This is a genomic window from Aliikangiella maris, from assembly GCF_040719265.1.
Lineage (GTDB): Bacteria > Pseudomonadota > Gammaproteobacteria > Enterobacterales > Kangiellaceae > Aliikangiella > Aliikangiella maris.
On record NZ_JBFDAH010000029.1, the window covers coordinates 35621 to 58525 of the forward strand.

Below are 22905 nucleotides of genomic sequence, written 5' to 3' on the forward strand. Positions count from 1 at the left end.
TACAACCTCATCTCAGTTACGCTTTATGTATTTTGACGTCCGAAATATTAACTTCTTGCGTATGGTAGTCCTTTTTAATCCCTTGTTTTTTCCAAGCATGTCCATAAACCACTTCGTAAGTTGCAGGTAAAATGCCATCAGCTGTTCGGTAAGCGTCATAGGCTTGTTCTAACTGCTTGAATTTATTTTTACCCATGAGTCCTTTAGGTCGCTCACTATCAATATTATGTGCACCAATAGCTTTTAAATCCCGCATCAATCCCAACAAAGTTTTATAGGTCAAGGTAATAACATCACGATCCATCACAACATTTTCAAAATGCTGGTTAAAAACAACATCGCCCACATCATGCATATCGATAAACTGATTCACGTGAACGTATTCATCAACAGCCTGCCAGCTTTGCTTAAGTTCCATTAAAGTATCGGGGCCAAGTGTCGAAAAAATCAATAATCCCCCCGGTTTAAGTACTCGATTTAATTCTCGAAAAGTTTGATTCAGATCCAACGACCACTGTATTGCAAGGCTGGAAAACACCAAGTCGAAGGTGTTATCAGCAAAAGGTAACAGATCGATATCGGCGACTTGGTAGTCAATTTTGCGGAACAGGCGTTGTTGAGTTGCAGCCTGAGCTATCATGCCTGGAGCCAAATCAATGCCACAAACTTTGGCTCGCTTAAATTGATCCCGCAAGTGACGGGTACAAAATCCGGTGCCACAGCCAGCATCGAGAATATGCTCAGGACGAATACGCATCAACTCAAGTCGCTCAAAAACTCTGACCGCAACTTCTTGCTGTAAAAAAGCGGCGGCGTCATAACTACTTGCCGCCTGACTAAAAGATTGTGCAATCAGTGATTTTTGCAATGTCATGAATGAAAATCTCCAGTTGCCCTATTCGCTGCAAGATTGACCAAATTATCGCCCAAGTTATCAACAGCATGTTGGTCTCCAACCTGGCTCCCCAACAAAAAAGAGGTAACATCTTCAATGAATTCATCATTTGCTGATAAAAATGGCGCATGCGCTGACTTGCGATAAATAATTGACTGACTGGCAGGCAATAATTCATCAATTTGTGCGGCAACTTTAACTGGCACCAACGAGTCGAGTCGACCATATAAACGCAGCAAAGGTTGACTTAATTGCGGCAGCTGTTTAACCAGATTAATCGATTGAAGTATTTTCAGCCCACCTTTTAGCGCTTTAGCCGAAGGTTGGCCGTGCAGAAAAACGGTTTCTTTCAAACGCTTGATATCTTCTTTTTGCGTGGCACTCCCCATCGTTTGAATCCCTAAAAAACGGATCAAAGTGCCTTGGTAATCGTCTTGCAAATAATCAATGAATGACTGCAAAATCTGAGCCTGCATGGCATATTGCCAGTTTTCGTCGGCAACAAATGCGGGATTAGAAGCAACTGTAATCAACTTTTTAACCTTCTGTGGCTGTGTTAAAGCCAAGGAAGTTGCAACCAGCCCACCTAACGACCACCCCAAAACATAAGCGTCATCAGGCACCACAGATGCGACTGCCGCCACCAGATAATCCAAAGTATAATCGGCATTATGCACCGGACTACGCCCAAACCCCGGTAAGTCGAGATTATAGACTGTGAAATTGTTAGCAAAAGATGCTACAACGGTTTCCCAGATGCCACCGTGCAATCCCCAACCGTGGATTAATACCAAAGCAGGGCCATTGCCAGTTACTTCAACATAAGGTTTTAATTTCATCGTTTTTAATTCTGATCATTTTGCTGTAGGCACTTATCAAGCGCATTGACCAATTGTTCAATATCACTTTTCAGATGCTCAGAGGTTAATGTAATTCGAATTCTCGCACTATTTGGCGGAACCGTAGGTGGCCGAATTGTACCAACCAAAACGCCATAAGCTCTTAACCGCTCACCTAATCGAAGAACGGTCTGGTTATCGCCAACTACGACAGGTTGAATCGCAGTACTTGAGGCTAATAATGGAATTTTTTGCTGTAGGCAAAGCTGCTGAAAGTAAGCGATATTTTGGCGTAGTTTATTAACCCGCTCAGGTCCGTTCATTAACACTTGTAGATGGTGTAAATTCACAGCAGCAATCATCGGTGGCAGTGCAGTCGTATAAATGTAACTACGCGCAAACTGGATTAAGTAATCTATCAGTATTTTTTCACCTGAAACTGCCGCACCAAATCCACCCAATGCCTTACCAAAAGTACTCATTAAAACCGGAACTTGTTGTTGATTAAGCTGAAAATGCTCACAGCAGCCTTGTCCATTAGTACCAAGCACCCCGAAGCCGTGAGCATCATCGACAATTAACAGTGCGTTATATTTATCGCATAATTCAGCGATTTCCGTTAATGGTGCAATATCACCATCCATACTGAAAACGCTGTCAGTAACCACAAAGGTATTTTGCGAGGAACGCTTGAGGCGATTTTCCAAGGCGGTTAAGTCACAGTGAGGATAGCGCTTACTGTCAGCTTGACTTAATTGTGCACCATCAATTAAGGAAGCATGGTTTAGCTTATCGCTAATCAATAAATCTCCCTTTCGCGCCAATGCCTGCAACACCGCCAGATTTGCCATATACCCACAAGTAAAGGTTAAAGCGGCTTGCCTTTGCAGAAAACCAGCGAGTTGATGTTCGAAAAGTTCGTGTAATTGATGATGGCCACAAATCATATGCGATGCGCCACTTCCGACCCCGGTACTTGGAAGTAGTTCAAGTACCGAAGATTGAGTGGATTCGAGCGCAGCCAATCCTAAGTAATCATTGCTAGCGAAGTTAACATAAGTTTGTCCACCCAAAGAAATCTTGCGCCCTTGAGCAGACTGCAAAACTTCGCGCTGACGTGTTTCGCCTAAACTATCACGCTCAGCTAAAGATTGAGACAAATTTAAAAACTTCATCAGCCAGCGATGCTAAAACAGTTAAGTCAATTGTATTCAACGGTTAGCAGGTCAGCATTAGCTAGCAGCATTGTAAAAAAGCTTACTACTCTCACCTTGTACGGCATTTTGTGCCTGCGCCAGCAATTCCTGCTCTTCTGCCAACTTACGTGGGCAAGGATTTTGCTCTGATGTACCACCTTCAGGTTCAATTCCAAGACGCTTAAACAATTCGAGATCGTGATTCATATCCGGATTGTCAGTTGTCAGTAATTTATCACCATAAAAAATAGAGTTAGCCCCAGCAAAAAAGCACATTGCCTGCATTTCATCAGACATACTTTCGCGCCCAGCCGATAAACGCACATAAGATTTTGGCATCACAATGCGCGCGACAGCAATCATTCGTATGAACTCAAACGGATCGAGGCTTTCGGCATCTTCAAGTGGCGTTCCTTTAACTGCGATTAACTGATTAATCGGAACACTTTGTGGATGCTCAGGCAAGTTAGCTAACTCTTTAATCAGACTTAACCGGTCTCGCAGTGTCTCTCCCATACCTAAAATTCCCCCTGCACAGACATTGATACCGGCATCTCGTACACGTGTCAGAGTTTCAAGTCGGTCTTGAAAAGTTCGTGTGGTAATGATCTGTGAATAGTATTCAGCCGATGTATCGAGGTTATGATTATAATAATCCAGCCCGGCAGTTTTAAGCTGTTGAGCCTGATCATCGTTGAGCATGCCTAATGTCACACAAGTCTCGAGTCCCATTTCTTTGACGGCTTTAACCATTTCTAACACAACCGGAAAGTCTTTTCCTCTGGGACTGCGCCATGCCGCGCCCATACAAAAACGGGTTGCCCCTGAGCGCTTGGCATTTCGTGCTGCTTTTATGACTTCATCCAGCGCAACCAATTGTTCTTTGGAAAGCCCAGTATTATAGTGACCACTTTGTGGACAATAAGCACAATCTTCAGGACAAGCCCCAGTTTTAATACTCATTAAAGTTGAAGCCTGAACCTTGTTCGGTTCAAAATTCTGACGATGAACTGCCTGCGCTTTAAATAACAAGTCGTTCATGGGTAAATTGTATAACGCCTGAATTTCAGAAACCTGCCAGTCATGGCGAACAGGCGCAGGAGCAATAAGGCTCGACAAAGTGTCTGATTGATGCATAATATCTCACTACTTTTGGTCAATGCTGGCGTTATTTTGCTACCTAAGCCGGTTAATGCCAGAATCAAAGCTATGGTTAAAATGTTTTGGTTAAACTGTTTCGATTAATCTGTTTTGGTTAATCGGTAATTTAATGCATTACTAAAAGCGTCACTATATTAGGGACTTAGGACTTATTGTCAAGTTTAACAAGGATTAAAAGTTAACATTAGCATGTTTTTTAGCCCATCAAAGTATTTGCCTGAAATTCTACACAATCTACGCTGTTTTAGTGGATCGATTTTATCCCATCGGTTGAGTGCACTGGGGGTCTGTTATTTATGCCATGCTGCGCGGCAATCGGGCACAATACCAGCCCAGCTTTTGCATCCTAACTCTTTACAATTCAACACATTACTGTCCGCGCCTTTGCAAACCGCACCTTTACAAAACAAGTCTTTGCAAATCAACACCGGTCAAATACCAGCTGTTCAGACCTCCTACTCACAAGATGCCTTGCTCCAGCCTATTAATGCCCGTCCAATCAATCAGCTAATATTGTGTGATCATTGCGTCACTAAGCTTCCACGCTTGCTGCAGGCTTGTGAAAGCTGTGCCTTGCCTCTGGCGCACCAATCCGTCGACCATTCCTCACATAATCGCTTGATTTGCGGAGCTTGTCTAAAAAAGGCGCCATCTTTCGCCAGCGCTATTGCTGGCTATTTATACGATAAGCCAATTAAACAATTAATCAGTCAGCTAAAGTTTAATCAGCGCCTGGAATTTGTCGCTTTGCTTAGTCAGCCCTTACTCTCTAAAATCGTCAGTTTTTATCAGGAAAAATCTTTACCTCGTGCAATAATTCCGGTCCCGCTTCACCCAATCAGGTTAAAACAGCGCGGGTTTAATCAGTCGCAGTTAATTGCCAAACAATTAGTCAAACACTTTCAATACGACTATCAATGCACCAACCTTGATTGCCAAAGTAGCCAGCATAACCTCAAAAAACGATTAGCCGCACTTTTCTCTAACAGATATAAATTGAAAACCACATCTCAACCAATCAAGCTGTTATCTAACAGTGTTCTGCGGATTAAAAATACTTTGCCACAATCGAGTCTTCCTGCCGATGAACGAAAAGGTAATCTCCAACAGGCTTTTGCAGTCAATGAGCACGAGTTAAGCAAACTACCTGAACATGTTGCCATTGTTGATGATGTGATGACCACTGGCGCAACAGTCGAAACACTGAGTCAGTGTTTAATAACCGCAGGTGTTAAAAAAGTCGATGTTTGGTGCGTTGCGCGCGCGATCACAACATAAGGTAACACTTTCAATAACAAATCGCGCTCGCCTTTGAAATTTAAAGTGATACACTGTTGCCCCACTAAACAATGCAACAAAATTTGAGGTTTCATTGGTTCCACGCGAACGCTCAGCGCAGATCTTTCAAATAGCCTTACCCATTATTGGCGGCATGATGTCGCAAAATATTCTCAATCTGGTCGATGGCATCATGGTAGGTCAGCTAGGGTCAAATCAATTGGCTGCGGTGGGTCTAGCCAGTTTTATCAATTTTGTCGCAGCATCGTTGTTTATGGGAATGGCGGCAGGTGTTCAAGCCATGGTTGCACGTCGCATCGGTGAAGGCCGACATGAAATCGCAGCCAATCCGCTCAATGGCGCGTTACTCACTATTTTAGTTGCAGGTATTCCGTTAAGCGCTGTTCTGATTTATTTCAGTGAGTCGTTAATTACTTTAGTTAACCAAGATCCCGAGGTCATTAAGCATGGCAGTGTTTATCTCGATGCCAGGTTATTTGGCATTGTTGCTGTCGGCATGAATTTTAGTTTTCGCGGCTATCTCAGTGCAATAAAACTCACCCGCTTTTATTTTAAAACGCTCATTATTATGCATAGCCTCAATATATTATTGAACTATCTGCTAATTTTTGGCAATTGGGGATTTCCTGCTTTAGGGACTCAAGGCGCGGGTCTTGGTACAATGCTATCGATGTTTGGCGGCACATTGATGTATTTTTATTTGACAATGCGCTACACCCAACAATACGGATTTGGATTACACCTGCCAACTCGGCAGACATTATTGCAGGTGATTAAAATCTCTTTCCCTTCATCTCTACAGCAACTTTTCTTTGCCTTGGGCTTTACCACGCTTTTTTGGATTGTCGGTCAAATTGGTACCAAAGAGCTAGCCGCAGCCAATATTTTGACCACTTTAACACTGGTCGCCATTCTGCCATCAATTGGGTTTGGCATGAGTTCAGCCACGCTGGTTGGTCAGGCGCTTGGTAGAAAAGAGATTGAAGATGCTTATCAATGGGCCTGGGATACCGCTAAAATTGCAGCGGCGGGAATATCTTTAATCAGTATTCCCATGCTGTTTATTCCAGAAATTTTGCTCAGCGCCTTTTTCCACGAACCAGATGTCATAGCGCTGGCCACCAAACCACTGCAAATTGTTGCCATCGCGATCATTATTGATGCGGTCAATCTGGTATTGATGTCTTCATTGCAGGGAGCTGGTGCAACCAAAACCACAATGATGGTTGGCATTATTTGTCAGTGGCTTATTTTTCTGCCGCTTGCCTGGATTATTGGTCCGTACCTGGGCATGGGCTTAACTGCAATTTGGCTAACACAAGGACTGTATCGTTTATTTCAAACCTTTTGGTTTGCTAAACTCTGGATAAAGCGCGAGTGGAGTAAAATTCAATTAAACTAGCCACCAATAAAAAATCAACAAGATGAATACGATGAACCCTGAGCAACTACAAGATTTTTATCAACTAACCCCCGATCATGTTTTAGATGCCTTAGAATCTGTCGGACTAGCGCCCCAGGCTGCGCTGCTCGCCTTAAATAGTTATGAAAATCGTGTTTATCAATTTCGTGATTATGATGAACAACGTTTCGTGGTTAAGTTTTATCGTCCTAATCGTTGGAGTGATGCGCAAATAATTGAAGAACATCAATTTACCCAAGAACTTGAAGCCAATGAGATTCCAGTTGTCGCACCACTAACGATTAACCAACAAACACTTTTTTCCCATGCCAACTATCGGTTTGCGATTTATCCTAATAAAGGCGGTCGCACCCCAAACCTGGACGATAAAGAGACACTTGTATGGCTTGGTCGTTTTATCGGCCGAATTCACTTAATGGGCGAAGCCACAGACTTTAAATATCGTCCGACTCTAACCCTGCAAAGTTTCGGACATGATGCGGTAAACTATTTGTTAGCCGCTGACTTTATACCCACTCATATTCAACAAGCATATCAAACCACAACGCAACAAATCTTAGAATATTGCGAAATAAAATTCAGTCGTTATACACCACAAAGACTGCTCAGATTACATGGCGACTGCCACCCCAGCAATGTGCTTTGGACCGATAATGGCCCACACTTTGTTGATTTTGATGACAGTCGAATGGGACCAGCCGTTCAAGACTTGTGGATGTTAATTAACGATGCACAAGATGCTTCACAATGGAATGCAATATTAGAAGGCTATGAAGATTTCAGAGAATTCGATGATCGTGAATTCAAGCTGATTGAACCTCTGCGAGCATTACGCATGCTGCACTACAGCGCATGGCTTGCACAGCGCTGGCATGATCCCAGCTTTCAACATAATTTTGGTTGGTTTAATACCACAAAGTATTGGGAAGAACAGGTACTCTATTTAAAAGAGCAACTCTATCTTGTACAACAGGATTGAGCAGATGTTAATTTTAAATTTCAAATTAAGTTTGAATTAAATCCAATTATTCTCTGTAATCATTATCTGATTAAAAATACTGCAGGTAATATGAGTGATTAAAGAAAGGATATAATTGATTGGTTTGCTTAACCCGTTTTGACTTTTATTGACTAAACCATTAATAACCCAATTATAAAACTTCACATCAACAAAATGACCTTTTAATTCATTCGTTAAAAAAAATGTCGTTAATTTTAACAAGTTGATTCACTGGATATAAAAACGCGTTTATAATTGTCGAGTTTATGTCAAATAATTTATATAGATAACAACTTTCGATCGATCATTAATACTTGAATTACCGTGGTGAAACATTGCTTAGCACAAAACAAAAATGCTGTATTCAGCTATCGCTTATTATTTATTGTCTATTCACGACTGCTGCCTGCAAAGAAAAAAGTCAACTCGTTAATGAAGTAAAACAAGAAAATAAAACCGTTGAAAAACACACCTCGCCCTCACTCACTAACGGTAAGACCATGAATTTAATTACAGTGACAGGCTCTGTTAATATTGAAAAATCTTGTGGCGCAATGCCAACATTTGATAAAAAAAGTTGTCAGGAAAAACAACCTGCAGGATTAAGCTTTATACTTATACACCAAAATTCTCAAAAACAATATACCATCACCAGCGATACCAATGGCCAGTTTTCAAGCGAACTCCCTCAAGGTCAATATCGCGTGCAATATCGTGGACCATTTTCAGTTACGCCTCAGACGGTAGTAGTTTCTGAAAACCAAACAGCGTTTGATTTTACTTTTCGTGCGATGTTGCGATAAGTCCAGTTTTAGAGTTTCTAATTTTAGAACTTCTAATTTTAGAACTTCTAATTTTAGCACTTCTAATTTTAAAATTTTTAGTTTAAGGCACGGACATCTGGATTATGGATTACGCGACATTCTATTTTAAAACGAATCATCATCCATATAGAAGGTGACAGCAAATCTACAATCGATATTACAAAAGGGTCCATTAATGTAATCACAGTCATCATAAAATAAAAAAGATTTAATCACGAAAAAAAGTTTAAGTAATGACAGGAAAATAAAGCTAAGAAAATAACAACTTTTATAACGACAATAATTACAACAATAAAAAATCAACATTAAATCATAGGTATATTTACATGCAAAAGAAAATTCCCTTATCAGCGGTTGCAGTATGTGTTTCGGGTGCATTAATCGCCGGCAGCGCTTACTATTATCAAGACAAAGATAAAGTCTCGAAATACCCCATTTCACAACAACAGCAGGCTTTTTTAACGGCCAAAAAAACCAAAAAAGAAGCTCATCCAAAGCGTTTTGACAAGCCACAGGAAGCTCGCGACTTTTATGTTAAACAACGAGCACCTATTGGCGAAAAAAAACTACCCACAGAAAAATATGCACAAGCATTGGTACATATGGCAGATATGCCACAATATTCCTTTAAACAAAATAAACAAAAACCTAGCCGTAATCAGTTACGTGGTGCAAGTTTGATTGATTCAAACCAGGTTGCAGCCAAAATGTCCGATCCTGGAGTCATTAGAGAGTGGCAAAATATTGGCCCTGGTAATATTGGAGGACGAACCCGCGCCTTAATTATCGATCCTGATACACCAACAACCATGTATGCCGCAGGTGTCGCAGGCGGCATTTGGAAAACCACCGATGCAGGACAAAACTGGCTGCCACTTGATGACATGATGTTAAATCTTGCAGTAACCACATTAACCTTCTCACCAACAGATAGTAATACAATATATGCAGGAACCGGTGAAGGCTTTTTCAATGGTGATGCTCTGCGGGGTGATGGTATTTTTAAATCTACCGATGGCGGGAGTACTTGGAACCAGTTAACCAGTACCGGTAACAATTCACAGTTTCATTATGTCAATAAAATTGAAGCCAGCCATACAATCGAAAACCGAGTTTATGCAGCAACCCGTGCCGGAGTATTTCGCTCAGATGATGGTGGAACCAGCTGGAATAACATTATGCAAGCATCAGACAGAGCGGGTTGTCTGGATATCAAAGTTCGCTCCGACCTAGAAACAGACGAACTACTTGTTGCTTGTGGTTCTTTTTCAGGTGCGACCGTTTATCGTAGCACCAATGGTGGAGACTCATTTACTCCCGTCATTCAAGATGAGTTACTCGGCAGAACAACACTGGCTTACGCGCCATCGGATCAAAATATTGTGTATGCACTGGCATCAAGCAATCAATATGACCAATCAGCTTATCGATTTGGCTTTTATAAACTTTACCGCAGTGCAGATGGCGGTGCGACCTGGGAAGTTAAAAACTCAAATGAAAATCCAGACATTGTCAGCACACTTTTATTATCAAATACTGTCTTTGGAATGTTTCCTGAGTGCGGATGGGGTCCATCGCGTTCTTTCTTCAACCAAGGCTGGTATGACAATATTATTGAAGTTGATCCGGTCAATCCTGATATTGTCTGGGCTGGTGGCATCGACTTATGGCGCTCAGATAATGCAGGTGCTAATTGGGATGCAGTGAGTCGCTGGTGGGATAATCCGGTTAACCCCAATTATGCACATGCCGATCAGCATATCATTGTGTTCCATCCTGATTATGATGGCGAAACCAATAAAACATTATTCGTTGGCAACGACGGCGGTATACAAAAAACAGATAATACTGATGGTGCGACTCTTGGAATTGCTGGTATCTGTGGCGCCCCAGTTGAAAATACCGTTACCTGGAGTGGCCTGAATAATAACTATTCGGTCACTCAGTTTTATCATGGCACGGTAACCCCTGATGGCAATTTCTTTTTTGGAGGCACACAGGATAATGGTACAAACTTGGGTTCTATTGCCTCTGGTCCTCAAAATTGGGTCGAACTGTTAGGTGGTGATGGCGGCTGGGTAGCAATCGATACACGCACGCCAAATACAATATTTGCAGAAACCACAGGGCTCTCCTTAAATCGATCGCGAGATGGCGGCGCTTGGGAAAACATTACTGCAGGTATAGAAGATGGTTATTTATTTCCATTTATTACCCCATTTATGATGGATAATAATAATCCAGACATTTTGTGGATTGGTAACAACCGTCTATGGCGAACTTTTGATCAAGGTGATAACTGGACGCAAGCCAGTGCACCAACAATTGATGACTCTATCGTGTCAGAATGGGCGGTTGCACCAGGAAATTCTGATCGGGTTATGGCTGGTACTGATTCTGGCTTAATCTTAATTAGTACTGCGGCAACCGAAACCACATCGACCACACAATGGTATTCAGTAAAGCCAACTGATGGTTATGTTTCAGATATTGCAATCAGTCCGTCCAACAACCTGATTGCTTATGCCACTTACTCAACCTTTGGTGTACCACACATTTGGCGAACTTACGATGGTGGGTTAACCTGGCAACCTATCGATAAAATGGGACAAGCAAATGGCTTGCCGGATATTCCGGTGAACACGGTGGTAATCGATCCCAATAACACTGCACGAGTGATTGTCGGTACAGATATGGGGATCTTTATATCCGTTGATGGCGGCCTTAACTGGTCAGTTGATGGTAGTGGATTTGCCAATACTGCAGTTGCTCATTTAGAAATAAAAAATGGCGAACTCTTTGCATTTACTCACGGACGGAGTGCATACAAAGTAGAACTCTCTACATTGCCTTCAGCAATTTCTACCAGCGTGACAACCGCAGAAGACACACCAGTTAGTTTAACCGCTAACCTGTTCAATTTATTTTCTGGCGGCTACCCTGTTATTGAAGCCATCAATATACATGCACTACCAGAAAATGGTCGCTTGGTTTTAGGCGATACCGAAATTACTGAGTTAACCCCAATTGCAATCACTGAGATGAATAATCTTCAATTTATTCCAAATGATAATTTTAACGGTGAAACAGTGATTAGCTGGAATAGTCTTGCCGCAGGTGAAGCAACTTCAACCAACGCCAACTTAACCGTTATTGTGACGCCTGTAAATGATGCGCCAGTATTTAGTTTAAACCCTGGCACAACCAGTGTTGAATTTGGTCACGAGGGGATTATTAGCGTAGCAACAGTTACACCAGCTCCAGTGCCCGCAGATGAAACAGAGCAAACGGTCTCTTACAGCATTACACCACAGCTGCTAGATTTTGCTACTGTTCATATCGATCCAACCACGGGTGAAATTTCTGTAGCGCAAATTGGCAATAAAGAAGGTATTGCTAAGTTTACCGTGACCGCAAATGATCATCAAAACAGCAATAACACGCATAGTGAAAGTATTGAGTTTGAAGTAAAACAACCTGATGGTGGTGGCGGTAGCTTTGGTTGGCTATCAGTCTTATTACTACCTTTGGTTGCCTTGCGACGCAGGTTTAAATAAGTTATTAGCCATGGGCGGTCACTATCTTTCTTTTGTTACCGTCGATTGCTTAAGTAATTCGCTTAACTAAATGGCTTAAGCAAATTAAAGCGTACTCATTTGAGTACGCTTTTTTTATTGTATTTCAGTTTTACTCAATACCGATAAAACATCATATTTTAGTAAACTGAGTTCTTGTTGAAATTATTACCAACACTATTCCTTTGGTCTTAATGCGTCAATAAATTGCGCATCAACCCAAAATATATCAACATTTTCATAGCTGCCTGGCGACATATTACGATTAAAAAATAAATATTTTCCATCAGGTGTAACGCTAGCAAGCGCTTCCCAGCTTTCAGTATTTATCTTATCTCCCAAATTAATGGCCTTACCCCATGAACCATCTTGTTTTCTAAAACAAATATACAGATCGGAATCGCCATATCCCCCCTCTCTTTTGCTATCAAAAATCAAATAAGATTCATCTGCCGCAATAAACGGATGAAAGCTTCTTCCTGAATTTATTGTTTTTCCGAGTAATTTGGGTTCTTCATATTTTCCATTCACCAAACGCGAATAGCGAATATCTCCCGTTAAATCACTTTTAAATTCATCAAAATAGTAAGTCTTTTTAGCAGAAGCTGATAGCCGCATAATTGGCAATTCGGCAAAAGGAGCCGCTAACATTTTCAGTTCTGTCCAACCAGTTTCTGTTCTTTCTCTATAGCGCCGCCCCAAATGCATGGTATTGCCATCAGGTGAAAAAAATGGCGTACCGAGTCTGGGTGAAAAAATTGATTCATGCCACTGATTATTAATATTTTTAAAAACGACTATTTCTTGCTCTTCACTTTTCTTGTTATTTCGAATGAAATAAAATTCATTGAGCTTAGGTGTAAACACACCACCAACTTCCCAGCCTTTTGTTGAAACGACACCAGACGCAAAAACCTCTGGCGTTAAACCTGGAGCTTTTTGCCCCAAATAAGGGCCTGTTAGTATTGCGGAATTATCTTGAGCGTGACTTTCACCCATACTCCAAAAAGCTAAAAACATTAGAGTCAACAATGTATAGATATATTTCATTATTTGTCCTTCATATTTATATTTGTATTTATATTTATATTGTAAACAATGAAATACGTTAAATCATTGTTCGTATCAGCTTTTGCTGAGGACCACCTACGCTTGAAATTTAAATTTTCATTAAAAGCCAACTCAAAATTCAAAATAAACCGACCTAATAATTTAAAACCCTGCCATTTTTTCTTTACCTAATTTTATATTAATTTAATCAAACCCAAATAATTAGAATAACGAGTTATGGTTGCCCTCATTCATGCGAGCATTTCGATTCTTGCTAATCTTTCGGTTAATGAAAGGTGACTATACTTCTCTCGAAGCATTTCACCTCGACTGATTGCATTATTTGGAACAACATTAATTAGTTTTCGTTATAACGAAAATCTTTAGGAAAAAGAGGCTCCAAAACGTCACTCCAAAGTGCAATACCATAAAGCTGATATTCAGTTGGCGCATTAATATTTTCAATAAAGCTTCGTATCTTTTTAATAGCTAAATTAAAGTCTGAAGCTTGTAAATCAATAAATGAATACGTTCCTGAATATATCCACTCCTCACTTTTTATACTTTCAATTATTTCTGGATGATCTTTTAAGGCATCGTCCAAAATATCTCCAAAAGAATCCCAAGCGATACTAGCTCAACAACAGAGTCGGGACACCCATTTTTCATAAATCTTTTAAAATATTGTAAACTACAAAGAAAAAGTGCACCAATTCGGTGTATTTTAATTGATGGCTGTCCCCGTTCAGTTTTCCAGTTGCACTTCAAGGCTTTGACCGGTCGAACTCACTCTAGCATATCCCACACGCGGCATTTTCTATCATATCTCTTTAAAGGTTTTGATTGATTACTTATAATAGTAGTTTTGGTGGGCTTTTTCATGTCTATCATAAAGTATACATATTGATAGACTGCACTATTGACGATTTTAGGATGACTCGCATAAACTAAACGAATCGAACGGTAGCGTGGTAACAACTAATGGATGTTCTAACTGCCAATTGAAGCCAAAACTCAATTTGGCAACATGCTGCTCAAGATACAGCGTGCTCCCGTCCAAATTAACAGAAACGGCAAGCCGGTTACCGTGGTTATCTCAATGGATGAGTATGAGAGTATTGAATCGCTCAAAGTAAGATTGCTGCAATCGAGAGCTGCGCAAGCCAAAACTGATATCGAAGCTGGCAATACAGTTGATGGTGAGTCTTTATTCGATAGCCTTGAAAAAGGTGAGCATGATTGACCAGGCCCTCTGGATTCTCATTAAACCATAATAATCGCAAAGGAGACAAACCTTGTTAAAAGTTCATGTTTGGACACCACATGGCAATATGGTAGGGCATGCCTCACTCTCGTTTGGAGCGAACTATGTCAGTTTCTGGCCCGAAGATGCAGCCGGAAAGAAAGACCTGAAAATCAAAAGAAGCCATCCCGGTTCGTTTATGAATGCCCTCCATGAGGATATTCAGGCGGAGGGTGGTCGCCAACCTACTACTGTCGTTATTCCACACATAAACCAAGCAAAATTGTCTCGATATATTGCTGACCTTATGTCCAACACGCCAAGGTATCAGTTAGCAAAGTATAACTGTTCACACGTGGTTGCTGAGTGTTTAAAAGTTGCCTGTGAAAAGGAGCCCAGCTTTCACCCCTGCGCTCAAGATTATGGGCGATTGGGAAGAACATTGGGGCGTGGCATCTGGACGCCCAACGAGATTTTACGATACGCACGAGAACTCGCAGCACATAGCAAGGCACCCGCATGAAAGTAATTTATAGCAAACACTACAATATCGACCTCGGTCTGCTGAACTACTTGCATCCCTTTGATGGAACCAAATTCCAGACTATTTATGATGGACTGAAGAAAAACGCGGGGGTTGAATTTGTTGAGCCTTCAGATGCTGTAAGCATGGATATCATCGATGAATTTCTTTCAAGCATCATGCAGCATCGAGTAAGGAATAAAAACGGTATTTTCCAAGCATTAGAAGTGCCACGAATTCCATTGATTGGCTTCTCTTTTCTTGATCGTAAAATCCTTACTCCGATGCGCTGGGGGGTTGCCGGAACGATCTTCGGTGCAACTCAGGCATTAAAAAATGGTGGCGTTTATTGGAATGTATCCGGCGGATATCATCACGCGATGCAACAGAATATGGAAGGGTTTTGTATTTACAATGATGTCGGCATCTGTCATCAGCAGCTGATTAAAAACGGCTTGCTTTCAGCGAATGACAAAATACTGATTATCGATACGGATGCGCACCATGGCAATGGTAATGCTTATACCTTTATGGAAAACAGGCATGTGACGATCTTGGATGTCTACAATGCTGGTATTTATCCAACGTCTGGTTACACACGCGATCGCGTAGATATTCCTGTTCCTCTTCCACCTGGAACAGACGGTCAAACTTATTTGCAGAGATACAGTGAAGCACTGGAAAAATTGGATAATGACTACCGCCTGGCATTTGTCGTGGCTGGAACAGATACCTTGATGAGCGATAAATTGGGTGGGCTGTGTCTCAGTATTGATGATGTTGCGGAACGGGAAAAGCTTACACTTAAAGCTCTCAGTCAACACTCTATTCCTACGGTGATGTTAGGCGGCGGAGGCTACTCCAAGGACAGCGCAAAAAGTGTTATTCGCGCTATTTCCACATGTGTAGATTTAGTGCGACAGAGTCGGGACAGCCATTTTTCATAATTTTTTTAAAATATTGTAACTTACAAAGAAAAAATGCACCAACTCGGTGCATTTTAATTGATGACTGTCCCCGTTCAGTTTTTAGTTTAGACTTAATATATTGTAAAATATGCTTGACCCCTATATTTTGTCGGGTACGGAAACAAACTTAACATTTAGTCCCCTACCAACTTCGACAATTACTTCTGTATTGCTAATTTTTTTATAATCGACGATTCCTTCGAAGAAGGAACCTCTTTCATCTGCAAATAGGATTGCATCTTCTAAACTTCTGGGTCCGTTAGCGTTGTTAATCCAGAGCTTTTCGGTTTGGTGAACTTTTGTAGCAGCCCCCGCTAACCGTGTACTGTTTGGAACAACATCACATAGCTAAAGCCTGCTTACCCTTTGCAGTTATATACAATCGAGATAGAGGTTCACCCTCTATCTCTCGTGATTCAATCAAAGCCTCATTTTCTAAATACTTAAAGCTTTCACTCAGTTCAGATGGTGTATTAAATTTATTTATATAAATTCGACCTATCTTGTACCAGTTCAGCTTACCTTCTTTTTCAGCAATCAAAGACAACAACATTTTTTGACTTTCAGTAAGCATATCAATCACCGTATAAAACCTTTAATGCGTCGGGATGGTAAAGCAATTCATCTGCTTGAAGCGGCAGATTGTAATCATCCAAAGTTGCACTATGTGTCTGACGCCACAAATCAGTAGCTGCATCGGTATTCGCTGGAACACCAGTTTCATAACCGAGCTTCCGATACCTCACATATTCACGCAATTCATGAGAGTAGAAATTGAGATCTTGTGGAGTTACATCAATTTCACCAGCTTCAATTCGTTTTAGTCGATCAATCATTATCTGATTTGCATCATCAAAACCGAACCTACTAGTATGTTTCTCGACAACCTCGATTCCTCTGGTAGTCACTTTAATACGATCCGTAGTGAAATCTCTTACGGGACCGCCAGCTAATGCCTCATCGAATCCGTCCCATGCAGTCGCCGGACCACGCGCTCCTAGTGGTAAATTTTTGTCTGGAACTATTTAACTCTCTTTGCATCTCCTATCGTTTAAATCAGGAGTTGACTTAATAAAATCTCGCCACATTGTTAAAATTTCTTTAAATTCAGAAGTTGAGATTTCTGAAAAATATTCTTCATCGTGTAAAGAATAAACTTTTGTCACTTCTGGTGTTAGAGAAGCTCCCCATGCTTCTCTACTCCAGTCTAAGGACGAATTTGAATCATTACTAATTGCTTCAACTTTCTCAACACCTTCCTCAATCCACTGAACAGTCTCTTGATAAGGAATTCCTCCGTCATCCATCAGCAAGCAAGAAACCAAATTTATTCCATCACTGTTAACATCATCTGAATGGCAACGAGGAACCAGTTGCCCATCATCCTCTTCCCAATATAATTCTAATTTCATATATTACTCCTAGAGTTTTGGGTATACAGTCGTTTTTGGTGTCATCCATCCTTCAACAGTAACGCCACTTGGAGTTACTCCGGTCCACTTACCACCATTTACGGTTCTACTATGGAATGCGGTATCCACCTCGACTTTTATCCTATCTGCTGTCCATGAGTCAGGGAACATAGTCGAGTAACCGCCATTATTAGACTTTGGTAAAAACTGTCCTGGATTTGAAGGGTCTGGAACTTCAATTTTTGCTTTGTAAACACCAAAAGCATTCGGCGAACTTTCCGTTCCAGGAATCACTCTAACATTTCCGCTAGCAATTGAGTGTCCACCAACTACATTTCCATTAGGCTTTATTTCTCCACTTAGAATATGGCCATCGAAATCTATTGGTGCAGTTACTTTGTGAACATTTTTAGAAGCTAAAGTATTTAAATCTAGCGGACCAACAAAGTCATCTTTCAGAGGATCTCCGCTATATTTGTTTACTTTCTTGTTTGGAACATCTCTCCCCAACTCACTACGATGCGTCCGCTCATTATCAACAATATTCCCTGATTGTTCAACACTCGCATCATAATCTGCTTTTTCCTTAGGCTTAGCTTTATTTACAATTAACCGCCGCTCAGCTTCAACCCGCCTTGTATGCTTTTCACGAAACTTTTTGGCTATACCTGCCGCGGTGGGATTAGTGTCGAGCAATTTGTAATATTCTTCCAATGGCCAAAAATAATTGGGATCATACTCACCATTTTCAGCACGATACCGCTCTAAGTATTCGATTTGATTATCACCCCAGCCATAATCACCAAGGAAGCCCTCTAATTCATATTCATCTCGAATTAAACAGTTATACACTATAATCGTTTGAATTTTGATGAGGTGGACTAAGTCATCGATGACATCATCCTCGGTATACCAGGACTGAATGGTTAAACCGTGGTAATGACCAATTTTTTCGACGATTCGCCAGAGGTGCTGCGGGAAGTTTTGTTCATCGGTCAGTCGCCATAAAAATTGCTTGATAAAAATATCATCACGCGTTTTACATTCGGTATTAATTTCAAATTCGAGCGGGTTAGCTTCAAAAAAATAAGGGGCAAATAAAAAGCGCCTGCGGCTGCGCGATCTGACGTAGAATGGGTCGAATAACATGATGCTAAGTCCTTTTTAAGAATTGACTCACTTTTCAAATCTTTTCGATATTTAAATGTTTTCTCTACATTCGAAATATCACAGGTAACTAAGTATTTATCACATTACCTGCTTAGTGATGAATATATCCTACCAAAGTATTACTTCTCTCACTAATTTAATTTTGTGAACCAGTATGCAATTAATGGTTTTGCTATTTAAACACATATTAGAAACAACAGAAATGGAGTCCACGTTGACAAATTTGTTAGGTCATTCTTGTCAAGATAAAGCACCGATAATTGTACCAATTAAAGTAAGTTCAATGATGCTGTGTGCCGCGTTAATTAATGTTAGTTTTGGAGATACTCTAGCAAAGCCATCGTAGTAACCCAATGATGTAACTATAAATATAACCGCAATCACTGCGCCAAAAAATAAACCGCTTAGAAAACCAGATATATTTAATGCTGCCATTAGCATGGCAAGACATAATGTTTTTAATAAACCCGAAATTAAAGAGATGACAAAGGCACCACCAAGGCCTTCAGTATTGTCAGCCTGTTCCTTTGTGATACCTAACGAATTTGCCCAAGCTTCACCAAAAACTGCCCAATGATACCAAGCGAAGCCAAAGACATAACTTGTAATTGTCGCTACCGCTACAGTTATGTAATTTATGCTTAGTATTTCAGTAACCCAACTCATATTTGACCTTGTTATTTTGTTGTATTGCTTAGACATAATGACTCCATAGGAATCTTTTAAAATTCAGTGCTAGCCCCCTATCGTGGGTTAACTTTTCAGCCAGTGCCATAATATATGAATCGTTAAACACCATAAAAACAGGCTAGCATGAACAACGATACCATAATTTTCATTGGTATGGATACTCATAAAGAGTTCACTGAAATTGCCTATTCGGGTTATTCCAGAAAATCGGCTATCGAACACTTTGGACGTATCAAAACGACTAAACCAGCGATTGTAAAATTCGTTAATCAGATGCAATCAAAATACCCTAAAGCGACTTTGCATTTTGTCTATGAAGTGTAATGGTCAAGTAAAACCAGACACTTTTTTAAGAGGCTTGAGCAAAACCATTATCGATATTGCCTGGAAGGCACAGCTTCGATTGTGTAAACGTTATCAACGATTGATGAAACGAGGTAAACATTACAACGTGGTGATTACCGCCATTGCTCGAGAAATGATTGCGTACATTTGGGCCATTACACGAGAAGTTGTTATTTCTCCTGTTAATCCCAAACAACGACTCTCTCGTGTACCAGCATGATTAATAATTTTGGATTCAATTGCAGATTAAACCACGGTAGGTGGTGTAATCTCCGACGGCGTTAGGATGGCTGATGATGAAAATTAATTAGACCCACGAGCATAGACTGAAGACAGGCACCACGACGAAATAAGTAAGGTAGGTTAATCGCTTGGCGATAAAATCCACGGATACCAGCATGAGAACCGTCGAAAGTTACTGGCCTTAATCTGTGATTGAATTCATCCAACATTTAGATAGCGGCACTTTGAAAAAACAGGGTGGGGATTTGTACGTTTTAATTGACAAAGGGAGTCATACCAACGCTGCCAGCAGAGGCGCAGCTTCGCTGCGTCCTACTGACTGGCCTTGTTAACTTACTTTGCTACCGTATATCCATAAGGGAAAAGAATTTTTGAAGTTCTGTCAGCTTCAAAATCAAAATTAATTGTTAGCTTTGAACTTGGTATAAGCATATCTTCAGAAAGGCGGCGCTCAAATGCTGACTTTCTTAAAGCCTCATAATGCACTTCACCATCGTCTTCATAGAAGCCGAAGTCCTCATCTTCTCTCAGAAGATTAAGACCCCCTAAATAAACACCAATAACTTTACGTTCACCACTATCGTTCTCTCTGGTTTCTACATCAACTGATACATCCCTATCTTTTCCAGGGATGATATGGAATCTATTTTGGTATGTTGCCAGTATGTCAGATATGAACTTGAATGACTCATCAAACTCGGAGTACTGCTGGTATTCAAATACTTTATTAAACTTCGAAGTTTTAAAGTTCTCTCTCAACTCTCCTTTAGAATTGAAGAATATCTCGAATAACATTCCTTCAAAGACTGAGGATCTCAATTCAACATCCATATCTTGAGTTCTATCTCTAAATCCTGATATGAACTCACTTGCTCCATTGGCGCTGCCACATGCAGCCTGGTATATATTTCTTCCCAATACGAAAGCTGAGTCAGCATCAGAAGAATTAACATCTTCAATTTTTAGGTTTCTTGCAGCAGGATTTTGTGTATACCAATCATGTGACTTTAGATTTGATATAACTGAATGCAACTCAACGTCAGTCTTAATATGGAACAACTCATCAGCAATTGATTCTTTTCTGTATTTTCCTATTGTGTTTACGAGACTTATATTGAAAAAGAAATCACCTGATAAAGATGTATGCTCCCATGAAGTTTGCTTGTTTTTTGTAATGACAGAGAGAGAGTTTCGAACTCTTTTAAACATTTCTTCAATTGGAATATCTGGAGAGGAAATATGCTTAAGAAGAGCTTCTGTGTAACATCCATTCCGCCCCGCGCCATCACCAGCCACCTCACCTGGGGAAGTAGCAAAAGCTACGATTGTACCTTTAGGTGCAAATACTGGCGCCAAACCTCGCTGACCAGGAGCTCTATGCCATGCTCTTTCATAAGGATTGTTTCGACAAGCATCTAGTATGATTATATTTGTTTTATTCTTGCTCCTCTCCATTATTTCAATAACTTTATTCAATGGATATGATGAATATTTAGCATCCATTTCAGTATCAAAGTCTGTATCAATAGCAGTTATATAATTTTCGCCATCAATTTGCATGCCGTGACCAGCGAAATAAAAAAGCCCTATGTCATTGCTGTTCAAATTGTCCCTAAAAGATTTAACAGAATCATCAATCTCTCTTTTTTCCGCATTGGACAAGTGGATAACTGAAAAGCCAAATTCAGACAGTTTTCCTGACATGTCTTCAGAGTCATTTGTAGTATTTCTCAACTTTTGACCTGGGTAGTCTGCATTTCCTATGACTAATGCAGTCATTCTTCTACTCATTACTTCATGACTCCTTGTAAGTTAACGCGAAGCTTTGCGGCAATTTTGGAGCCGCGAAGCGGTGGAAAAATTGTCCGGTAACAGCGCTTTGTTATGTTCCATTGCCAAGTCAGAACGGAATATCATCATCAAAGTCTGTTTCTGTTGTGGGAAGGGCCTTTTGCGGCAACGGCAGGCCGTTAGCTATGTAAAGGTTTAGTATATCTTCACGATCCATGAAGAGTATCTGGCTTCGCTTGGACGCGTCTAATTTCCCTCCAAGCCAATTTCTCGCCTGCTTGGTAATTTCTCCTCCAGCAACTATAAATGCATGGTCAACTAAAACACGCCTACTTGTTTCAGGGTCGAATATTTCATGACCGAGCATCATCAACACCTGATTGTAGATCTCAGACACGTTGGCGTTTGTTGCTTTGCTAACTCCAGATGCATCCAGCTTGCCCTTTTTAACCTGTATGCCAAAGTAAAGAAAATGCTGTGTGGGAAGGACGAACCGCATCCAAATATCTTTACCATATTCCAAGGCTTTGTCTTTATGCCCAGCAGACGTTATGCGGTGGTAACCCAACTGCCTAAATAGAGGTAGAAGAACGTCCTCAATTAGTTCGTCTTCAGAGCATTTATTCAAGTAATCAATTAGCTGGTCACGCTTCTCAATTTCTTTTGGTGTAAATGGTCGATGGGGATTCGCAGCAAGGGATATTGTTTTTGTGCCTATGTGGCGAATATAAAGAAGTTCATCTTCTCCGTAGAAAGCTTCGTAGCCCTCCCGTGACAGGGGCTTGTTTAACTCTTCTAATGCCTGCGAGCGATCGGGGTCATTTGGTTCGGCATCGGACTTATGCATTAACACCCGAAGGACATGAACAAAACGTTCTGGAAGGGCATGGGCAGCGGGTTGCGGCTCTTGAAGTAATTCCTCCAAGCGCTCTGAAGTCCAGTGCCAACGCGTTGACCCATCGTGGACGAAATCAAGGTCACACTCCTCGAAAAACTGAGTGATGTAGCTGCTTGAACGGTAAGGAAAGAATTCTTTGTCTCCAATTACCAGTTTCGCGATTGCGCGTAGATTTCTACTCTTGAATTTCATTCCACCCCAGTACGCTTAAGAACCGAATTATTTAAATTCATACGAATGATCAAAACATAACGTCGGTAACACGAGCAAATGAAAGTGGAGGCGAAGCCGGAGCTATTATTTGTCATCGTGCTTACCTTTGTTAAATCCGGCCTCACTACCATATATCTTTTTTAGCTC

The 22905-nt window shown here is 40.8% G+C and carries 23 protein-coding genes and 1 pseudogene; 11 read left to right on the forward strand and 13 right to left on the reverse strand.

Annotated elements, in window-relative coordinates; all coding sequences use genetic code 11:
- Window positions 1–16: 16 nt before the first annotated feature.
- From bioC to bioB, 4 genes are read right to left on the reverse strand one after another with little or no spacing between them, the layout of a single operon-like run.
- Entirely contained in the window at window positions 17–874 is an 858-nt protein-coding gene (gene bioC / locus ABVT42_RS18965) for a malonyl-ACP O-methyltransferase BioC (protein ID WP_353897490.1), read from the reverse strand.
- Entirely contained in the window at window positions 871–1734 is an 864-nt protein-coding gene (gene bioH / locus ABVT42_RS18970; RefSeq protein WP_353897491.1) for a pimeloyl-ACP methyl ester esterase BioH, read from the reverse strand. The genes bioC and bioH overlap by 4 nt, the downstream gene beginning before the upstream one ends.
- Window positions 1735–1739: 5 nt before the next feature.
- On the reverse strand, window positions 1740–2909 hold the full coding sequence (gene bioF / locus ABVT42_RS18975; protein ID WP_353897492.1) for an 8-amino-7-oxononanoate synthase: 1170 nt from the start codon (window positions 2907–2909) through the stop codon (window positions 1740–1742).
- 57 nt (window positions 2910–2966) lie between these two features.
- The gene (gene bioB, locus ABVT42_RS18980) at window positions 2967–4067 is read right to left on the reverse strand and encodes a biotin synthase BioB (RefSeq protein ID WP_353897493.1); all 1101 of its coding nucleotides are present in this window, start codon (window positions 4065–4067) and stop codon (window positions 2967–2969) included.
- A gap of 213 nt (window positions 4068–4280) precedes the next feature.
- On the opposite strand from bioB, the gene ABVT42_RS18985 reads away from it, so the two are divergent.
- The 5 genes from ABVT42_RS18985 to ABVT42_RS19005 all read left to right on the forward strand — a co-directional run bounded on the left by ABVT42_RS18985 (window position 4281) and on the right by ABVT42_RS19005 (window position 12194).
- The gene (locus ABVT42_RS18985; RefSeq protein WP_353897494.1) at window positions 4281–5369 is read left to right on the forward strand and encodes a ComF family protein; all 1089 of its coding nucleotides are present in this window, start codon (window positions 4281–4283) and stop codon (window positions 5367–5369) included.
- A 94-nt stretch (window positions 5370–5463) separates the two neighbouring features.
- Complete coding sequence (locus ABVT42_RS18990; protein WP_353897495.1) at window positions 5464–6792, forward strand: MATE family efflux transporter; 1329 nt, start codon at window positions 5464–5466, stop codon at window positions 6790–6792.
- A gap of 31 nt (window positions 6793–6823) precedes the next feature.
- On the forward strand, window positions 6824–7792 hold the full coding sequence (locus ABVT42_RS18995) for a serine/threonine protein kinase (protein ID WP_353897496.1): 969 nt from the start codon (window positions 6824–6826) through the stop codon (window positions 7790–7792).
- A gap of 356 nt (window positions 7793–8148) precedes the next feature.
- Window positions 8149–8616, forward strand: a complete 468-nt coding sequence (locus ABVT42_RS19000) for a carboxypeptidase-like regulatory domain-containing protein (protein WP_353897497.1) — start codon at window positions 8149–8151, stop codon at window positions 8614–8616.
- Between the two features lie 347 nt (window positions 8617–8963).
- The gene (locus ABVT42_RS19005) at window positions 8964–12194 is read left to right on the forward strand and encodes a GlyGly-CTERM sorting domain-containing protein (protein WP_353897498.1); all 3231 of its coding nucleotides are present in this window, start codon (window positions 8964–8966) and stop codon (window positions 12192–12194) included.
- A gap of 195 nt (window positions 12195–12389) precedes the next feature.
- On the opposite strand, the gene ABVT42_RS19010 is transcribed toward ABVT42_RS19005, so the two are convergent.
- Together ABVT42_RS19010 and ABVT42_RS19015 are read right to left on the reverse strand one after the other, a co-directional pair.
- On the reverse strand, window positions 12390–13262 hold the full coding sequence (locus tag ABVT42_RS19010; RefSeq protein ID WP_353897499.1) for a TolB-like translocation protein: 873 nt from the start codon (window positions 13260–13262) through the stop codon (window positions 12390–12392).
- Between the two features lie 358 nt (window positions 13263–13620).
- Window positions 13621–13866: a hypothetical protein gene (locus tag ABVT42_RS19015; protein WP_353897500.1), complete on the reverse strand. Its 246-nt coding sequence runs from the start codon at window positions 13864–13866 to the stop codon at window positions 13621–13623.
- 423 nt (window positions 13867–14289) lie between these two features.
- Here ABVT42_RS19015 and ABVT42_RS19020 point away from each other — a divergent pair, with 423 nt between their 5' ends.
- The 3 genes from ABVT42_RS19020 (at window position 14290) to ABVT42_RS19030 (ending at window position 15975) form a co-directional block, all read left to right on the forward strand.
- Entirely contained in the window at window positions 14290–14505 is a 216-nt protein-coding gene (locus ABVT42_RS19020; RefSeq protein ID WP_353897501.1) for a type II toxin-antitoxin system prevent-host-death family antitoxin, read from the forward strand.
- A gap of 199 nt (window positions 14506–14704) precedes the next feature.
- The gene (locus ABVT42_RS19025; RefSeq protein WP_353897502.1) at window positions 14705–15028 is read left to right on the forward strand and encodes a hypothetical protein; all 324 of its coding nucleotides are present in this window, start codon (window positions 14705–14707) and stop codon (window positions 15026–15028) included.
- The gene (locus tag ABVT42_RS19030) at window positions 15025–15975 is read left to right on the forward strand and encodes a histone deacetylase family protein (RefSeq protein WP_353897503.1); all 951 of its coding nucleotides are present in this window, start codon (window positions 15025–15027) and stop codon (window positions 15973–15975) included. Before ABVT42_RS19025 ends, ABVT42_RS19030 begins: the two co-directional genes overlap by 4 nt.
- A 361-nt stretch (window positions 15976–16336) precedes the next feature.
- Here ABVT42_RS19030 and ABVT42_RS19035 read toward each other — a convergent pair whose 3' ends face one another.
- From ABVT42_RS19035 to ABVT42_RS19055, 5 genes are all read right to left on the reverse strand, one after another.
- Window positions 16337–16570 carry a hypothetical protein gene (locus ABVT42_RS19035; RefSeq protein WP_353897504.1) on the reverse strand — a complete coding sequence of 78 codons (234 nt, stop codon included), beginning with the start codon at window positions 16568–16570 and terminating at the stop codon, window positions 16337–16339.
- Between the two features lies 1 nt (window position 16571).
- On the reverse strand, window positions 16572–16832 hold the full coding sequence (locus ABVT42_RS19040) for a hypothetical protein (RefSeq protein WP_367024247.1): 261 nt from the start codon (window positions 16830–16832) through the stop codon (window positions 16572–16574).
- Window positions 16833–17021: 189 nt separating this feature from the next.
- Complete coding sequence (locus ABVT42_RS19045; RefSeq protein ID WP_353897506.1) at window positions 17022–17408, reverse strand: hypothetical protein; 387 nt, start codon at window positions 17406–17408, stop codon at window positions 17022–17024.
- Between the two features lie 9 nt (window positions 17409–17417).
- Window positions 17418–18557 carry an EndoU domain-containing protein gene (locus tag ABVT42_RS19050; protein ID WP_367024249.1) on the reverse strand — a complete coding sequence of 380 codons (1140 nt, stop codon included), beginning with the start codon at window positions 18555–18557 and terminating at the stop codon, window positions 17418–17420.
- A gap of 261 nt (window positions 18558–18818) precedes the next feature.
- The gene (locus tag ABVT42_RS19055) at window positions 18819–19280 is read right to left on the reverse strand and encodes a DUF1761 domain-containing protein (protein WP_353898002.1); all 462 of its coding nucleotides are present in this window, start codon (window positions 19278–19280) and stop codon (window positions 18819–18821) included.
- Between the two features lie 111 nt (window positions 19281–19391).
- Here ABVT42_RS19055 and ABVT42_RS19060 point away from each other — a divergent pair, with 111 nt between their 5' ends.
- The 3 genes and pseudogenes from ABVT42_RS19060 (at window position 19392) to ABVT42_RS19070 (ending at window position 20188) form a co-directional block, all read left to right on the forward strand.
- On the forward strand, window positions 19392–19592 hold the full coding sequence (locus ABVT42_RS19060) for a hypothetical protein (RefSeq protein ID WP_367024251.1): 201 nt from the start codon (window positions 19392–19394) through the stop codon (window positions 19590–19592).
- 28 nt (window positions 19593–19620) lie between these two features.
- A pseudogene (locus tag ABVT42_RS19065) lies at window positions 19621–19833 on the forward strand (IS110 family transposase); the annotation flags it as partial.
- A gap of 211 nt (window positions 19834–20044) precedes the next feature.
- Complete coding sequence (locus ABVT42_RS19070; RefSeq protein ID WP_353898004.1) at window positions 20045–20188, forward strand: hypothetical protein; 144 nt, start codon at window positions 20045–20047, stop codon at window positions 20186–20188.
- Window position 20189: 1 nt separating this feature from the next.
- Here ABVT42_RS19070 and ABVT42_RS19075 read toward each other — a convergent pair whose 3' ends face one another.
- Window positions 20190–21647: a caspase family protein gene (locus tag ABVT42_RS19075; protein WP_353898005.1), complete on the reverse strand. Its 1458-nt coding sequence runs from the start codon at window positions 21645–21647 to the stop codon at window positions 20190–20192.
- Window positions 21648–21756: 109 nt separating this feature from the next.
- Window positions 21757–22737 (reverse strand): hypothetical protein, encoded by a 981-nt coding sequence (locus ABVT42_RS19080; RefSeq protein ID WP_353898006.1) that lies wholly within the window; start codon window positions 22735–22737, stop codon window positions 21757–21759.
- Window positions 22738–22905: the final 168 nt, after the last annotated feature.

What these genes read in the sequence shown, in the direction of transcription:
- bioC (WP_353897490.1), bottom strand. Translation starts at nt 874, where the DNA reads ATGACATTGCAAAAATCACTGATTGCACAATCTTTTAGTCAGGCGGCA.
- bioH (WP_353897491.1), bottom strand. Translation starts at nt 1,734, where the DNA reads ATGAAATTAAAACCTTATGTTGAAGTAACTGGCAATGGCCCTGCTTTG.
- bioF (WP_353897492.1), bottom strand. Translation starts at nt 2,909, where the DNA reads ATGAAGTTTTTAAATTTGTCTCAATCTTTAGCTGAGCGTGATAGTTTA.
- bioB (WP_353897493.1), bottom strand. Translation starts at nt 4,067, where the DNA reads ATGCATCAATCAGACACTTTGTCGAGCCTTATTGCTCCTGCGCCTGTT.
- ABVT42_RS18985 (WP_353897494.1), top strand. Translation starts at nt 4,281, where the DNA reads ATGTTTTTTAGCCCATCAAAGTATTTGCCTGAAATTCTACACAATCTA.
- ABVT42_RS18995 (WP_353897496.1), top strand. Translation starts at nt 6,824, where the DNA reads ATGAACCCTGAGCAACTACAAGATTTTTATCAACTAACCCCCGATCAT.
- ABVT42_RS19005 (WP_353897498.1), top strand. Translation starts at nt 8,964, where the DNA reads ATGCAAAAGAAAATTCCCTTATCAGCGGTTGCAGTATGTGTTTCGGGT.
- ABVT42_RS19010 (WP_353897499.1), bottom strand. Translation starts at nt 13,262, where the DNA reads ATGAAATATATCTATACATTGTTGACTCTAATGTTTTTAGCTTTTTGG.
- ABVT42_RS19020 (WP_353897501.1), top strand. Translation starts at nt 14,290, where the DNA reads ATGCTGCTCAAGATACAGCGTGCTCCCGTCCAAATTAACAGAAACGGC.
- ABVT42_RS19025 (WP_353897502.1), top strand. Translation starts at nt 14,705, where the DNA reads ATGAATGCCCTCCATGAGGATATTCAGGCGGAGGGTGGTCGCCAACCT.
- ABVT42_RS19030 (WP_353897503.1), top strand. Translation starts at nt 15,025, where the DNA reads ATGAAAGTAATTTATAGCAAACACTACAATATCGACCTCGGTCTGCTG.
- ABVT42_RS19035 (WP_353897504.1), bottom strand. Translation starts at nt 16,570, where the DNA reads ATGCTTACTGAAAGTCAAAAAATGTTGTTGTCTTTGATTGCTGAAAAA.
- ABVT42_RS19040 (WP_367024247.1), bottom strand. Translation starts at nt 16,832, where the DNA reads ATGATTGATCGACTAAAACGAATTGAAGCTGGTGAAATTGATGTAACT.
- ABVT42_RS19045 (WP_353897506.1), bottom strand. Translation starts at nt 17,408, where the DNA reads ATGAAATTAGAATTATATTGGGAAGAGGATGATGGGCAACTGGTTCCT.
- ABVT42_RS19050 (WP_367024249.1), bottom strand. Translation starts at nt 18,557, where the DNA reads ATGTTATTCGACCCATTCTACGTCAGATCGCGCAGCCGCAGGCGCTTT.
- ABVT42_RS19055 (WP_353898002.1), bottom strand. Translation starts at nt 19,280, where the DNA reads ATGTCTAAGCAATACAACAAAATAACAAGGTCAAATATGAGTTGGGTT.
- ABVT42_RS19060 (WP_367024251.1), top strand. Translation starts at nt 19,392, where the DNA reads ATGAACAACGATACCATAATTTTCATTGGTATGGATACTCATAAAGAG.
- ABVT42_RS19075 (WP_353898005.1), bottom strand. Translation starts at nt 21,647, where the DNA reads ATGAGTAGAAGAATGACTGCATTAGTCATAGGAAATGCAGACTACCCA.
- ABVT42_RS19080 (WP_353898006.1), bottom strand. Translation starts at nt 22,737, where the DNA reads ATGAAATTCAAGAGTAGAAATCTACGCGCAATCGCGAAACTGGTAATT.